Annotated in this window: 13 protein-coding genes, 1 tRNA gene, 2 rRNA genes and 1 other annotated feature (1 of these 17 running past the window's edge); of the genes, 5 read left to right on the top strand and 11 right to left on the bottom strand. The window is 43.7% G+C overall.

Annotated elements, in window-relative coordinates; all coding sequences use genetic code 11:
• Nucleotides 1-21: 21 nt before the first annotated feature.
• The gene (tadA, locus tag ABTV07_RS00135) at nucleotides 22-543 is read right to left on the bottom strand and encodes a tRNA adenosine(34) deaminase TadA (protein WP_433746064.1); all 522 of its coding nucleotides are present in this window, start codon (nucleotides 541-543) and stop codon (nucleotides 22-24) included.
• A gap of 61 nt (nucleotides 544-604) precedes the next feature.
• Here tadA and ABTV07_RS00130 point away from each other — a divergent pair, with 61 nt between their 5' ends.
• From ABTV07_RS00130 to ABTV07_RS00115, 4 genes are all read left to right on the top strand, one after another.
• On the top strand, nucleotides 605-1,174 hold the full coding sequence (locus tag ABTV07_RS00130; protein WP_433746061.1) for an isochorismatase family cysteine hydrolase: 570 nt from the start codon (nucleotides 605-607) through the stop codon (nucleotides 1,172-1,174).
• Nucleotides 1,175-1,244: 70 nt separating this feature from the next.
• Nucleotides 1,245-2,531, top strand: a complete 1,287-nt coding sequence (locus ABTV07_RS00125; protein ID WP_433746058.1) for a LysM peptidoglycan-binding domain-containing protein — start codon at nucleotides 1,245-1,247, stop codon at nucleotides 2,529-2,531.
• Between the two features lie 339 nt (nucleotides 2,532-2,870).
• Complete coding sequence (locus ABTV07_RS00120; protein ID WP_433746055.1) at nucleotides 2,871-3,524, top strand: deoxynucleoside kinase; 654 nt, start codon at nucleotides 2,871-2,873, stop codon at nucleotides 3,522-3,524.
• Nucleotides 3,508-4,176: a deoxynucleoside kinase gene (locus ABTV07_RS00115; RefSeq protein ID WP_114747356.1), complete on the top strand. Its 669-nt coding sequence runs from the start codon at nucleotides 3,508-3,510 to the stop codon at nucleotides 4,174-4,176. Before ABTV07_RS00120 ends, ABTV07_RS00115 begins: the two co-directional genes overlap by 17 nt.
• A 186-nt stretch (nucleotides 4,177-4,362) precedes the next feature.
• On the opposite strand, the gene ABTV07_RS00110 is transcribed toward ABTV07_RS00115, so the two are convergent.
• The 6 genes from ABTV07_RS00110 to guaB form a co-directional block, all read right to left on the bottom strand.
• Nucleotides 4,363-4,455 (bottom strand) — tRNA-Ser (locus ABTV07_RS00110).
• Nucleotides 4,456-4,556: 101 nt separating this feature from the next.
• Nucleotides 4,557-5,831: a serine--tRNA ligase gene (gene serS / locus ABTV07_RS00105; RefSeq protein WP_433746052.1), complete on the bottom strand. Its 1,275-nt coding sequence runs from the start codon at nucleotides 5,829-5,831 to the stop codon at nucleotides 4,557-4,559.
• A 50-nt stretch (nucleotides 5,832-5,881) separates the two neighbouring features.
• Nucleotides 5,882-6,107: a binding site (T-box leader), on the bottom strand.
• A 52-nt stretch (nucleotides 6,108-6,159) separates the two neighbouring features.
• Nucleotides 6,160-6,750 carry a pyridoxal 5'-phosphate synthase glutaminase subunit PdxT gene (pdxT, locus tag ABTV07_RS00100; RefSeq protein WP_433746049.1) on the bottom strand — a complete coding sequence of 197 codons (591 nt, stop codon included), beginning with the start codon at nucleotides 6,748-6,750 and terminating at the stop codon, nucleotides 6,160-6,162.
• Between the two features lie 14 nt (nucleotides 6,751-6,764).
• Entirely contained in the window at nucleotides 6,765-7,646 is an 882-nt protein-coding gene (gene pdxS / locus ABTV07_RS00095) for a pyridoxal 5'-phosphate synthase lyase subunit PdxS (RefSeq protein ID WP_433746047.1), read from the bottom strand.
• A gap of 181 nt (nucleotides 7,647-7,827) precedes the next feature.
• Nucleotides 7,828-9,183 carry a serine hydrolase gene (locus ABTV07_RS00090; protein ID WP_433750995.1) on the bottom strand — a complete coding sequence of 452 codons (1,356 nt, stop codon included), beginning with the start codon at nucleotides 9,181-9,183 and terminating at the stop codon, nucleotides 7,828-7,830.
• 150 nt (nucleotides 9,184-9,333) lie between these two features.
• On the bottom strand, nucleotides 9,334-10,800 hold the full coding sequence (gene guaB, locus ABTV07_RS00085; RefSeq protein ID WP_433746044.1) for an IMP dehydrogenase: 1,467 nt from the start codon (nucleotides 10,798-10,800) through the stop codon (nucleotides 9,334-9,336).
• Between the two features lie 113 nt (nucleotides 10,801-10,913).
• Here guaB and ABTV07_RS00080 point away from each other — a divergent pair, with 113 nt between their 5' ends.
• Complete coding sequence (locus tag ABTV07_RS00080; protein ID WP_433746042.1) at nucleotides 10,914-11,876, top strand: YaaC family protein; 963 nt, start codon at nucleotides 10,914-10,916, stop codon at nucleotides 11,874-11,876.
• A gap of 490 nt (nucleotides 11,877-12,366) precedes the next feature.
• Here the strand turns inward: ABTV07_RS00080 and ABTV07_RS00075 are convergent, their stop codons facing one another.
• The 4 genes from ABTV07_RS00075 to ABTV07_RS00060 all read right to left on the bottom strand — a co-directional run.
• Nucleotides 12,367-13,245 carry an IS3 family transposase gene (locus ABTV07_RS00075; protein ID WP_433744312.1) on the bottom strand — a complete coding sequence of 293 codons (879 nt, stop codon included), beginning with the start codon at nucleotides 13,243-13,245 and terminating at the stop codon, nucleotides 12,367-12,369.
• A gap of 71 nt (nucleotides 13,246-13,316) precedes the next feature.
• Nucleotides 13,317-13,631, bottom strand: a complete 315-nt coding sequence (locus tag ABTV07_RS00070; RefSeq protein ID WP_433744315.1) for a transposase — start codon at nucleotides 13,629-13,631, stop codon at nucleotides 13,317-13,319.
• An 896-nt stretch (nucleotides 13,632-14,527) separates the two neighbouring features.
• A 5S ribosomal RNA gene (rrf, locus tag ABTV07_RS00065) occupies nucleotides 14,528-14,643 on the bottom strand.
• Nucleotides 14,644-14,711: 68 nt separating this feature from the next.
• Nucleotides 14,712-15,131 (bottom strand): 23S ribosomal RNA (locus ABTV07_RS00060) (it continues 2,515 nt past the right edge of the window).

The raw sequence follows: 15,131 nt of genomic DNA, 5'->3' as shown, positions 1-15,131 counted from the left end.
TCTTACAGAAAAAAGCAATGGTTATGGGATGTCAATTCCTTCATCCGGAGCCAATCCCAATTTTGCCAAACGCTTCTCTTCTTTTTTTCTTTTTCTAAGCTCTCTAAAGAAATCCGTGAGCAGGCTGCCGCACTCTTCCTCCAAAACCCCGCTTACGACTTGGCATTGATGATTGAATCGCTCATCCGTCAACAAGTTCATCAGCGTACCGGCACATCCGGCTTTAGGGTCCGCCGCACCGTAGACCACACGTTCCACTCTGGAAAGGATGAGGGCCCCGCTGCACATCGGACATGGCTCAAGGGTCACATACATCTCTGCCCCTTCAAGCCTCCATGTACCAAGCTTCTCGCATGCCTTTTCAATGGCGATCAGTTCGGCGTGCGTCACGGCGTTCTGTGTGGTTTCCCTTAAATTGTAGGCAGCAGAAATGATCTCCCCATCTTTGACAATGACCGCACCGATCGGGACTTCATTCAAGGCTTTTGCTTTTTCTGCTTCTTCTATGGCTTTCTTCATATAATATTCATCATTAAAATCCATATCGACTTATTAACTCCTTAATAAAATACATCCCCTCAATCCACACTAACAGCAAAGGAGTGTGAGCGAAAAATTGAAGGATTCCAATCCGAAATACGCGCTGCTGGTCATCGATATCATCAATCCATTTGATTTTGAACATGGGGCGGTCCTCGCCGGCCATACCGCCAAGATCGTACAGCCCCTTTCCCGATTGAAGCAGCAATGCAAGGAAAAAGATATACCGGTTATCTATATTAATGACCATTATAATCTATGGCAGGCCAATTTAGAAACCATCTATCAAAAATGCCTGAACGATCAAAATGAAACAATTCTATCCCATTTAAAGCCTGGGCCGGATGACTACTTTCTCATCAAACCGAAGCACTCCGCATTTTACGGTACTGCCCTTAATACCCTGCTGTACCACCTTGGGGTCAAATCCTTGATTCTGACTGGGATCGCCGGCAACATCTGCGTGCTTTTCAGCGCGAACGATGCCTATATGCGTGAATATACGCTCTTTGTCCCGTCCGACTGCCTGGCTTCTGTCGCTGAGGAGGACAATCAGTATGCACTGAGAATGATGGAAAATGTCCTGCAGGCCAACGTACAGGAATCCAAAATAATTATTGAGCAATATTTGTAAATCCGAATGTATTCGAATCTCCCTCATAAAATGTCTATAGTGAACACTACAGGCAAGGGAGGAATCAACTATGCAGATACATGTGGTACGGCAAAACGAAACGTTGTATAGCATTGCACAAACGTTCGGGACGACTGCACAGGATATCATCGAAGCCAATGAGGTTCCGAATCCCCGTAATTTAGTAGTAGGACAGACACTGGTCATCCCGATTGCTGGAAGCTTTTACTGGGTGCAGCCGGGCGACAGCCTATTCTCAATTGCAAGGAAATTCAATATCCCGGTGGCAGAATTGGCAAGAATCAATAATATCAGTCCAAACCAGCCGCTCAGGACGGGATTCAGATTGTATATCCCGCCAGGAAAAAAAGAAAAGGCCGAGTTTAACGGTTATGTAGAGCCGTTCGGCAAGACTGTGCCTAAAAACCTGGAAGACAGCGCCAGGGAAGCTGCGCCTTATCTGACTTATCTCGCCCCTTTCAGCTTCAGGGCCAAACGCAACGGCTCACTTGAAGAGCCCCCACTCGGCAATTTGCCGGCCATCGCCAAGGCAAATAAAAATGTCATGATGATGGTGATTACCAACCAGGAAGAAGGCCAGTTCAGCGACGAATTGGGCCGCATCCTCCTGACCAATCAAAATATCCAGACGCAATTCTTAAACAATATCGTAGCTACAGCAAAAAAATATGGCTTCCGTGATATCCATTTTGACTTTGAATATTTAAGGCCGCAGGATAAGGAAGCCTACAACCAATTTCTGAGACGGGCAAAAAAGCGTTTTTCTCAGGAGGGTTGGCTGATTTCCACAGCCCTTGCCCCAAAGACATCTGCCGGACAAAAAGGCAGATGGTATGAAGCGCATGATTACAAAGCGCACGGGGAAATCGTGGATTTTGTGGTGATCATGACGTATGAATGGGGATACAGCGGAGGTCCGCCAATGGCCGTTTCACCGATTGGGCCTGTCCGAAAAGTCCTCGACTATGCTGTGACAGAAATCCCGCCTTCTAAAATCTTGATGGGGCAAAACCTTTATGGCTATGATTGGACTTTACCATTTGTTCCTGGCAGGGATACGGCAAAGGCCGTCAGCCCGCAGCAGGCCATACAGCTTGCAGCCAAATATAATGTCCCCATCGCCTATGATCAAAAGGATCAGGCGCCACACTTTGACTACCAGGATGAAAAAGGGAAGAAACATAAAGTATGGTTCGAAGACGCCAGGTCCATCCAGGCTAAATTCGATTTAATCAAAGAATTGAAGCTCAGGGGAATGAGCTACTGGAAACTCGGTCTCTCCTTCCCTCAAAACTGGCTGCTGATTGTCGAAAATTTTGATGTCGTGAAGAGATAAGTGGAAAAACTGCTGCTGATATCAGGCAGCTTTTTTTATTGGGAAAGAAATTATTTAATTTTACTTTGTGATATTTTCGAAAAAAGCTTATCGACATCCAGCTCCAGCGCCTAGCCCCTCGAGTCATAAGCCGCACCTCTGCGGAAATCAGGATTTCCTTCGAGATCCGTCTTATGCTGGTCGGGACTGATCGAGGCGCTTCCGCTTTTTTTATTGTCCAGGAAATTAAAAGTTTCCATGCCCTGCCCATTGGATGTTGTGTTAAAATATGACTTGCCGCTAATTATATTAGTTCGTTTATGAAATCATTTTATTATAGATACCCGAGGAGGACATCGGATGGAACGATTACCTTTCATCACCGTTGAAGGGCCGATCGGAATTGGCAAGACTTCACTCGCTAAAGCCATTTCCGAACATTTTCACATGCATTTTTTAAAAGAAATAGTAGACGAGAATCCATTTTTGGACAAGTTCTATGAGAATATTGATGAGTGGAGCTTTCAAACGGAAATGTTTTTCCTCTGCAATCGCTATAAGCAATTGGAGGATATTCAAAAGCATTACTTAAATCAAAACAAACCGGTAGTGGCCGATTATCACATATTCAAAAACCTTATTTTTGCACAGCGCACCCTTCAAGATGGGCAAGCTGAGAAATACTTGCAGATTTACAACATCTTGACTGGCGACATGCCGCGTCCGAACGTCGTCATTTATCTGAATGCCAGCCTGGACACACTTCTGGCAAGGATCAAAATGCGTGGCCGGGAATTCGAAAAGAAAATCAGCCCGCTTTATATGGAACAGCTTTCATCCGATTATGACCAATTCATGGATCATTTCGAAAAAGCTTATCCAGATGTACCTGTTCTGCGTTTTAACGGGGACGAAATGGACTTTGTCAAAAATAAAAGCGACTTGGATACCATCTTGGAGACATTAACGAATACAATCAATAAAGGAGTACAATACAATGGATCTTCGCAATAAATACGGAATTCCTTCCAACGCAGTCATCACGATTGCCGGAACAGTAGGTGTAGGAAAATCCACAATGACCAATTCGTTGGCCAATGCGCTTGGCTTCCGCACATCTTTCGAAAAAGTCGATACCAATCCATATCTGGATAAGTTTTATCATGATTTCAAGCGATGGAGCTTTCACTTGCAGATTTACTTTTTAGCAGAGCGCTTCAAGGAGCAAAAGAGAATCTTTGAATACGGAGGCGGCTTCATCCAGGACCGCTCCATCTATGAAGATACGGGCATCTTTGCCAAAATGCACTACGAAAAAGGCAACATGTCTGAAATTGACTATGATACGTATAAGAGCCTTTTCGATGCAATGGTCATGACGCCTTACTTCCCTCATCCGGATCTGCTCATCTATTTGGAAGGATCCATTGACGATGTATTGGACCGCATCCGTTTACGCGGCCGTCCAATGGAGCAGCAGACGCCTGTTGAATACTGGAGAGAAATGCACCTGCGCTACGAGAACTGGGTCAATTCCTTCAATGCGTGCCCTGTGCTGCGCCTGAATATCAACGAATACGATTTAATGAATGACGAAGCTTCCATCGAGCCGATCATTGAGCGAATCGGATACTTCATGAAGCAGACGCAGGCTTTGAAAAAATAACAAATCCTACAGCTGTTTTCCTTTAACAAGGAAGGCAGCTTTTTTAATTCATAATAAAAGAATAAAAGTAAAAAGAGCCGCCATCTTTCGGCCGCCCTAAAAAATCAACAAATATAAAAAATCCACTGCCGGAAGCAGTGGATTCAAACATCTCCAATTTATGCGCTATGGTTGTTTTTAAATCAATGGCGGAGGAAGAGGGATTCGAACCCCCGCGCGGTGTAACCCGCCTGTCGGTTTTCAAGACCGATCCCTTCAGCCGGACTTGGGTATTCCTCCGTATCGACAAGAACTAGAATAACATGTATTCATTTCTCTGTCAACAAATTATATTAAAATTATTTTGGGGAAGAGAAACCCCTTCCCCATCAATCTTTATTTTACTTAATTACTTCTTTATTTCCCATATATGGACGTAAAACCTCAGGAATCACGATCGTTCCATCCTCTTGCTGATAGTTCTCAAGGATCGCTGCAACTGTACGTCCAATTGCCAATCCAGAACCGTTCAACGTATGAACATGCTCAGGCTTGCCATTCATTTCTCTGCGGAAACGGATATTTGCACGGCGTGCCTGGAAGCTTTCAAAGTTACTGCAAGAAGAAATTTCACGATAGCTGTCATAGCTAGGAATCCATACTTCAATATCGTATTTCTTCGCTGCTGTGAATCCTAAATCAGCAGTACACATGCTCAATACGCGGTAAGGAAGGCCCAAAAGCTGAAGAACTTTTTCTGCATGGCCAGTCAGCTTTTCAAGTTCCGCATAAGAATCCTCCGGTTTAACAAACTTCACTAGCTCTACTTTGTTGAATTGATGCTGACGGATAAGTCCGCGTGTATCACGGCCTGCAGATCCTGCCTCAGAGCGGAAGCATGCACTGTATGCCGCATAGTTGATCGGCAGCTGCTCGCCATTCAAAATTTCATCGCGATGCAGGTTCGTTACCGGCACTTCTGCTGTCGGAATCAAGAAATAATCTTCGCTTTCAATCAAGAATGCATCTTCTTCAAACTTAGGAAGCTGACCTGTGCCTGTCATGCTTGTACGGTTTACCATATATGGAGGGATGACTTCCTGGTAGCCGTGCTCCTCAATATGAAGATCAAGCATGAAGTTCATCAATGCACGCTCTAATCTTGCGCCAAGCCCCTTATAGAATACGAAGCGGCTGCCTGTTACTTTTCCGGCGCGTTCAAAATCAAGGATCCCAAGATCTGTTGCAAGATCCCAGTGCGGCTTCGGCTCAAAAGAAAAACCAGGAAGCTCTCCCCACTTGCGGACTTCTACGTTGTCATCTTCTGTTGCACCGATTGGCGTGCTTTCATGCGGGATATTCGGAATGGATAAAAGAAGGTGATTCAACTCTTCTTCTACTGCACGCAACTGGTCATCCAACCCTTTGATTTCTGCCCCTACATCCTTCATCTCAACGATCAATGCTTCAGCATCCTGCTTTTCCCTCTTTAATTGGGCAATTTGTTGAGAAACTTCATTTCTTCTGCTTTTCAGCTCTTCTGTTTTCACAATCAATTCACGGCGCTTATGATCCAATTCCTCAAATTTACCGAAGTCGGTTAAGTCCTCCCCGCGGTGCTGCAGCATTTCTTTCACTTCTTCAAAGTTAGCCCTTAAGTATTTAATATCCAGCATCTTTCTTCCTCCTAATTGTTTTTTTGACAACAAAAAAGCCCTCATCCCTGGAAAGGGACGAGAGCTACCCGCGTTGCCACCCTAATTGAAAACAGGAACTTTCCCTGCTTTCCTCTTGCATCCATAACGGTTTTCAACCGAAAGCACCTACTGGCACAAGCCGTGTTCAGCACTTTACTCAAGGACGGATTCACAAGCAATGTCCATCGGTTTCCACCAGCCACCGACTCTCTTTTAGAACAAAAACCTGCTACTGCTTCCTATCAACGTTTTGCTTATTAAAATTTATACATTAATTTACTATAATTATGGAGCAATTTCAACCATTTTATGCAAATTGTTTTGATTTCGCCTCTTCGACCATTTTGACGAAGTATTGAGTCAGGCGATGATCATCGGTCAATTCGGGATGAAAGGAACATCCTAAAAATTGACCTTCCCTTGCTGCGACGATCCGATCTTCATATTTAGCTAAAATCTCCACATTCTCTCCTGCTTTTACGATATGCGGAGCACGGATGAAGACCGCCGTGAAGTCGTCTGCAACTCCTGCTATGGCAAGGTCTGCTTCAAAGCTTTCCTTTTGGCGCCCGAAGGAATTCCGTTCAACCGTGATGTCCATGACGCCGATATGAGGCTCTTTATAATCTACAATATACTTTGCCAAAAGAATCAAACCGGCGCACGTTCCGAACATCGGCTTCCCTTGTTTGGCAAAATCTTTTAGATGATCCATGAAGCCGTATTTATCAATCAGCTTGCGCATTGTCGTACTTTCGCCGCCGGGGATGATCAGTCCATCCACTTCACTCAGCTGCTCCACCTTTTTAATGACAGCTGCTTCCGCCCCTGACTCTTCGATGGAACGGACATGTTCCCTTACAGCTCCCTGCAGGCCCAATACTCCGATTTTCACCACTACTGATCCACTCCTTACCAGCCGCGTTCCTGCATGCGCATTTCAGGTTTCAATGTAGAGATTTCAATCCCTTTCATTGCTACCCCTAAATCTTTTGACAGCTCTGCAATTAACTTGTAATCCTGATAGTGAGTGGTAGCCTCTACAATGGCTCTCGCAAACTTTGCAGGATTCTCAGACTTGAAGATTCCGGATCCAACGAAAACGCCGTCAGCCCCGAGTTCCATCATTAGTGCTGCATCTGCAGGGGTTGCAATGCCGCCGGCTGCAAAATTAACGACCGGTAAACGGCCTTGACGCTTGATTTCAAGAAGGATTTCATATGGAGCCCCAAGAAGTTTTGCTTCAGTCATCAATTCATCTTCATTCATGCTGACTACTTTACGAACTTGGGCATTCACTTTACGCATATGACGAACAGCTTCAACAATGTTTCCTGTACCCGGCTCGCCTTTTGTACGAAGCATAGAGGCGCCTTCACCGATGCGGCGTGCTGCTTCACCAAGATCGCGGCATCCGCAGACAAATGGAACGGTGAAATCTTTTTTATTCAAGTGAAATTCTTCATCAGCAGGTGTTAAAACTTCACTTTCATCAAGATAATCGACTCCCATAGCTTCCAAAACACGAGCTTCGACGATATGGCCGATGCGTGCTTTTGCCATGACTGGAATCGTTACGGCTCCCATTACTTCCTCAACGATTCGCGGGTCAGCCATACGTGCTACTCCGCCAGCTGCACGGATATCAGATGGCACACGCTCCAATGCCATAACGGCTACAGCGCCTGCTTCCTCTGCAATCTTCGCTTGTTCAGCATTGACAACGTCCATGATGACGCCGCCTTTTTGCATTTCTGCCATCCCTCTTTTAACACGGTCAGTACCTGTTTTCATTCTGTTCGTCCCCCTTTTTATATGTAAGCGCAGAAATAATCCTGCCTTCCAAAAATATGACTAAAACACTAGGAATTATGATTCCCCACAATGCTAAATAAACAATAAAAAAAGCCTTCTGTCAAGACAGATAGGCTTTTTTCAATATATAGGCTTTACTTTCATATTACAACTTCAAAGATTAGAACCAGCCTTTGATCGTGGATGTGATCCCATGCCAGATATCTCCGAAGAATCCGCCGATTGCACGCATGGAAAGGACAAACCAGTTTGCTTTTTCAACTGCATCTTTTGTCACCATGGACACTTTCGTATCGGACTTTCCTGTATTCGGGAGGTATCCAAGATCATTTTTCTCTTTAGAATCAACCGTAATATACCCAACCTCTTCACCTTTTTTAACTGGTGCAGTCAGTTTGCCGTCTTTCGTCAATTTCTTCTTATCCAAGACAACTTTCGGCTTATATTGATTTTCTTTGCCATTTTCGACAACTATTTTCAACGGTTTATTCGTTTGGATCTTTACGGATTTTTCTTTCCCTTTATCAACAGGGATTGTTTTATTGCTTTTCAAAACGCCATTTTTCGGAAGTACTTCTTTAATGGAGAAATTTGAAAAAGCATAGTTCATGATTTTTTCAGTTTCATTGAATCGGGCAGTATAAGAATCAACAGTTGGATCATGTTTCACATTCATGACGACTGAAATGAAGCGGTTGCCGTTTCGTTCCGCAGTTCCAGTAAAACAAGGGCCCGCAAGGTCAGTTGTACCTGTTTTCAGACCATCTAATCCTTCATAGTAAACTTTTGAATTTGGATCGAGCATCTTGATCCAGTTATTCATCTTGAATTCATCTTCCGTACCTTCAGCAAATTTCATCGTAGGCACGCTGGAAGTTTCCAATACTTCCGGATAGTCATTGATCAAGCGGTATGCTAACGTCGCAACATCCTTCGCTGACATGACATTCTCGTCTTCCGGACCGCCTACAATCTGCAAGTCGTATCCTGGTCCTTTGTAGTCGCGATTGTTCAGACCTGTGGCATTCACGAATTTATAGTTTTTCATACCAAGCTCTTTCGCTTTATCGTTCATCATCTTGACGAAATTTTCGTTTGTTCCGCCGATGATTTGACCGATCGCAATGGCAGCTGCATTTGCAGATTCGATTGCCATGGCATGATATAAGTCCTCAACGTTATATTGTCCGCCATTTCTTAAAGGGACATTACTAAGGGACGTGTTATGGGACAATCCAGAGATATCAGCGGATACCGTATACTTTTGATCCCATTTTACTTTTCCTTCTTTAATAGCTTCAAGCAGCAAGTACTCAGTCATCATTTTCGTCATACTTGCGATTCCAAGGGAAGTATCAGCATTTTTTTCAAAAAGGATTTTACCGGTGCTTGCTTCGACAAGGATGGCCGCATCTGCATTCACATTGATGGCAGCACTAGCAGCATCCGCCGGCTTTTGGACTAGGCCCAATGCCATAATTAAAACCATTAGACAAACAAAAGTCTTTTGAAACATGATTCTTTTCACTTTTTTACCCTCCAACTCATTAAATGCACTTCCGCTATTTTAACATAGTTAATTAGCGTTGAGTAGACAGCTTATGTACCTAAACGACAACAAAAAATGGCAGGAAAGTACTATTCAGTCACTTTCCTGCCACATTTATTAAGATAATGAGTAATTTGGTGCTTCTTTCGTGATTTGTACATCATGCGGATGGCTTTCACGAAGGCCGGCACCCGTCATTTTGATAAACTGTGCATTTTCTCTGAGCTCTTGAAGATTCTTCGTTCCGCAGTAGCCCATTCCTGAACGCAAACCGCCGATCAACTGATAGATTGTATCAGACAATGGTCCTTTATAAGGAAGTCGTCCTTCAATCCCTTCAGGAACAAACTTCTTCGCGTCTTCCTGGAAGTATCGGTCTTTAGAACCCTGCTCCATCGCGCCGACAGAACCCATTCCTCTATACACTTTGAAACGTCTGCCTTGGAAGATTTCTGTATCCCCCGGACTTTCGGAAGTACCGGCTAACAAGCTTCCGAGCATGACCACATGTCCGCCTGCAGCCAATGCTTTTACAACATCACCTGAGTACTTGATTCCACCATCGGCAATCACGGCCTTTCCTAGCTTCCGGGCTTCACTAGCACAATCATAAACGGCAGTGATCTGAGGAACCCCTACTCCTGCAACAACACGTGTAGTACAAATGGAGCCTGGTCCAATCCCTACCTTTACAACGTCTGCTCCAGCTGCAATTAAATCTCTTGTAGCTTCTGGAGTCGCCACGTTTCCTGCAATGATATTCAGTTCCGGATACGCGGCCCTAATCTCACTGACTGTATCTAAGACGCCTTTTGAATGTCCGTGGGCTGTATCCACGACGATGGCATCCACATTTGCTTTCACAAGCATCTCGACACGCTTCATGGTATCCTTTGTCACACCGACAGCAGCTCCGACGAGAAGTCGTCCTTGACTGTCTTTTGCGGAGTTCGGAAACTCAATTACCTTTTCGATGTCTTTAATGGTGATGAGTCCTTTTAACACTCCATCATTATCGACAATCGGCAATTTCTCAATTTTATATTTCTGGAGGATCTTTTCAGCATCCAACAACGTGGTGCCTACTGGTGCTGTAACTAAATTTGCTTTTGTCATAACCTCTTCAATCGGAATCGAGTAGTCCTGAATGAATCGAAGATCGCGGTTGGTAATGATCCCTACCAACTTCTGTTCCTCTTGATTATTGACGATTGGAACGCCGGAAATGCGATATTTCCCCATTAAATGTTCAGCATCAAATACCTGATGCTCAGGAGTTAAAAAGAAAGGATCTGTAATAACGCCGCTTTCCGAACGCTTTACTTTATCCACCTGTTCAGCTTGCTGTTCTACACTCATATTCTTATGAATGACCCCAAGTCCACCCTGGCGAGCCATGGCAATCGCCATCTCAGCCTCGGTTACCGTATCCATCCCTGCACTGATGATCGGGATGTTCAACTTCAACGTATCTGTCAAAGACACACTTAAATCAACATCACGCGGCAATACTTCTGATTTAGCAGGCATTAATAAAACATCATCAAAGGTTAATCCTTCTTTTGCAAATTTAGTTTCCCACATTTTCTTTTCCCTCCTGGTCCGAAAATATTATTAGTAGGTTATCAATTGGTTAAAATACTGTCAAGGCAATAGAAATATTTTAGATTTTTCAATTTATTCGGAGGTTTAAAATAGTGAATGAACATACAACAAGGTGGGATTACTTAACGAATTTCCAATCATCTGTCCACTCTCAGCGCTTCCTATCAAAATGCTATGAAAAGGCCCAATTAGATAAAGCCGATGCACAAAGCTATAATAATTCCTATTCCTTCATTTATTATTTGGAACATGGCCGATTATATGTAGACCAGGCAGAACAATGCCCCATCTATATAAAACCGATTTTATTGTTTTACGGACTGGTAAATCTCATCAAAGCCTGCCTTCTGACAGTAGATCCATTCTACCCAGCGACAACCGGGGTCCTTGCCCACGGACTTTCCTCAAGAAAAAGAAAAAAGCGAAATTACTTTTTCTTTCAGGATGAAGTCAAAATCCAAAAGAATGGTCTTTTCTCTCACTTTTCCCATCAAATGTTCCACGTGAAACATTTGGAAGGAGATAAATTGGTGATGGGAAACCTACTCAAGCAAATTCCTGAGCTGGATGAGGCATTTAAATTTATCAGAGGTGCAGAGAACTTCTATAGGCTGGAAAAATCTGATGAGACATATAAGCTGCCTTCGAATTTACCTGGCCAATATAAAATGTCTGATAGCGAATTTAAAGAGTATCTGTCCAGTAAGAACAATGGCATCCAGTGGCTGCAAGACCGCGAATTAGCTTTTAGTTTGAATGCCCCTTCACTGGTTCCATTCTTTGCCCCTTTTCGATATGACATCTACACCAATACATTATGTCTTTCCCGCGAACAGTCCGAAGATGATGCCCTATCTGAACTGATTATTTACTATGCGCTACTCTACAATTTAAGCATGATTGCCAGATACGAAACTGAGTGGTGGAGTGAATTGATTAAACATACACCTAATCAGGATTTCCCGTTAATTACAAAGTTTTTATCGATATCCCAGAATAAGATACCATTATTGATATCGGATTATTTGAGGTGTGTTGAGGCTGGTCTTGAGTAAGATTTGATTCAGATGGGGGAAAGTGAAGCAGCTGGGTGGCTGCTTTTTCTTTATTGGGGTGATAGCAGGTTTTACTTTATAAAGATGCCGATGGGTTTGTGCATTTATGTGGGTGGCTACAATTATCAGTGACCTCTCATTAGTGGGATTCTAACTGCTCTTGATTTTGCCGAATATCCCAGGCGAATAGCCTCGCAAATTGGATGTGTTTAGTCTTAAGTAGTCGCGTTGACTGAGCGCTCAATCGTCTCTTGGGAGAAACCCCATTGGAGCCGAAATGGCCACTCGCGCATAAGGAGGGGATTTTGGCGCATAGCCCTCTCTGGCCGGCGCATAAACTAGTTGGTTTCGCGCATAGGCTTCATGATTCGGTTTGACCCCCTAATTCCTGACGTTTACTTCAAGAATCTGGTCCATTCTTAGTTTCTTATTTTTTGTCCTTTCCTTCTTCACTTTTTATGAAAAGTGAAGAAGGAAAGGACATTGCTTGTTAAAGTTTTAAAGACATTTCTTTTGGGAAACCAATATCTTTGTATTTTTCTCGAAACTTTGTAGGCGACATTCTTCCGAGGCTGCCATGATATCTGCGATGGTTATAAAATTCTATGAAGTCATCAATTTCATAATAGGCCTCATCGAAATAGCTGAATTCAAATCGTCTGAATATATCACGCTCTAAAATACTAAAAAAAGATTCGATATATGCATTGTAGTTTGGTGATCTTGGTGGAATCCTTTCATGAAAAATGTTATTTACCTCACAAAATTCACCAAATAAGTTACTAACAAATTGAGGTCCATTATCAGTTCTGATTACAATACAATGCTCATTCGTTTCCTCTAAAACCTGTAAACTACGCCTTATAATAGCTTCATTTAGCATGCCGGTTATATCCTTGGCTGTACATTTCGGTCCTCGGTAATACCCAACGATGGCACGATCAAAAACATCAATAGCACACGCTACAAAGAAAAACCTTCGGCTTTCTGAAATAGAACCGTATTTGATATCCAGTTGCCATAGTTGATTAGGACCCGTGATGTGTCGATTGCGGACCAACCGTTTTGGATACTTAGGGTTACCCGTTCGCTGAGGAAGGAGAATACCTAATTTCCTACATAACCTAGCTACCTTTTTATGATTGATTTGAAGATCATGTTCATCCTTAAGTAATTGAGTCAAGTTCTTTACACCATATGTGGCACCGTCTCCCTCAACGGCCTCCATCAAGAATTCCTCAATCTGCTCATCTGAAATAATTTCCCCGGAGTTTTTCTTAGAATATCCCGGGATAGGGCGCCCTCTTTTCTCCTCGTTATCAACAACCTCTTCAGTACCATTGTGGTAGTAATAAAGGGACCTGTTCACTCCTGTTATCTCCGATAGCTTAGAAATTCGAAACCCCTCCTTTGCCCATAGTCGAACCTCTTCTAAGACCGCTAGGGCCGGTATTGGGTTTTTTTTAGTAAGTTTCTAAGCATCGCAACTTCAAGTTCTTTTTCACCAAGTAGCTTCATGGCCTGTTCATATTTTGCTTTTAATTCTTCTTTAGAGGGTTCAGTTGATAAAATAGCCGAAGCTGGATCCTCCATTTGGTCACGTACTTCATCCTCATACACCTTAACCCATCTCGCCAAAGTAGAACGATCAACACCAGCACTACGCGCAATGGATGAGTAATTGCCATTTTCCAGTGCCATTCGAACATACTTTTTTTTAACTTCTTCAAGAGCTTCAAACTTCTTATATGACACTTAAAGTCCCCTCCCTACTTCCTGAGTTTTTCTTGATTCTAGTGTACTGTTTCCAATACAAAAGTGTCCAAAGGAATTAGGGGGTCGTAGAGGATTTGAATCATAAGCAGGCATTTTTGGCGCATAGAGCCTGTATCATGGGAGAATTTATGGTGTTTCCACCTTCTTTTTCCTCTTTTACATCCATTTCAGGATGAGTTACCCATTAATTACCGATTAAAAGGGACAATTTGAAGCATTTATAAGATCAAATTTGCTGTTATGGAGTGATTTTTTCTATGTTCTCTTGATCTTGCCGAATATCCAGGCGATAGCCTGGCAAATTTAAGGGGTTTGGTCTTCGAAGCTCCGACTGAGCGCTCAATCGGCTATTGGGACAGTTCCATTGGAGAAGCCGAAATGGCCACTCGCGCATAAGGAGAGGATTCTGGCGCATAGCCCTCTCTGACCGGCGCATAAGCATGGTGATTTCGCGCATAGGCTTCATAATTTGAATCATAAGCAGGCATTTTTCGCTCATAGAGACTTTAACGAGGGACAATTTCTGGTGTTTGCACCTTCTTTTTCCTCGTTTACATCCATTTCAGGATGAGATACCCCTTAATTACCGATAAAAGGGACAATTTGAATCATTTATAAGAACAAACCTGCTGTTATGGAGTGATTTTTTCTATGTTCTTTTGATCTTGCCGAATATCCAGGCGTTAGCCTGGCAAATTGAAGGGGTTTGGTCTTCGAAGCTCCGACTGAGCGCTCACTCAGCTAGACCCTCCAGCTTCTGCTTCCCTTCTACTACTCTCTAATGAAATTTCTTCTTAGCGAACTCCCTAATTCATCCTCGATTTCCCCTCCAGAAAACACAAAAAAAGCAGCCTCTCAGCTGCTTTTTTCCTTTTGCCCGGCGACGTCCTACTCTTGCAGGGGGAAACCCCCAACTACCATTGGCGCTGAAGAGCTTAACTTCCGTGTTCGGTATGGGAACGGGTGTGGCCTCTTCGCCGTAATCACCGGACATATGAGAGTTTGTTCTCTCAAAACTAGATAAAGAGTAAGTGACTGTTAAACCGGAATCAACCAAATGTGGTTAAGTCCTCGATCGATTAGTATCCGTCAGCTGCACACGTCGCCGTGCTTCCACCTCGGACCTATCAACCTGATCATCTTTCAGGGATCTTACTAGCTTGACGCTATGGGAAATCTCATCTTGAGGGGGGCTTCATGCTTAGATGCTTTCAGCACTTATCCCTTCCGCACATAGCTACCCAGCGATGCCTTTGGCAAGACAACTGGTACACCAGCGGTGCGTCCATCCCGGTCCTCTCGTACTAAGGACAGCTCCTCTCAAATTTCCTGCGCCCACGACGGATAGGGACCGAACTGTCTCACGACGTTCTGAACCCAGCTCGCGTACCGCTTTAATGGGCGAACAGCCCAACCCTTGGGACCGACTACAGCCCCAGGATGCGATGAGCCGACATCGAGGTGCCAAACCTCCCCGTC

The sequence above is a fragment of the Falsibacillus pallidus genome, assembly GCF_050990905.1.
Lineage (GTDB): Bacteria > Bacillota > Bacilli > Bacillales > DSM-25281 > Falsibacillus > Falsibacillus pallidus_A.
Note: the sequence above shows the minus strand (reverse complement) of the source record. Positions and strands in the feature narration are given on the sequence as shown.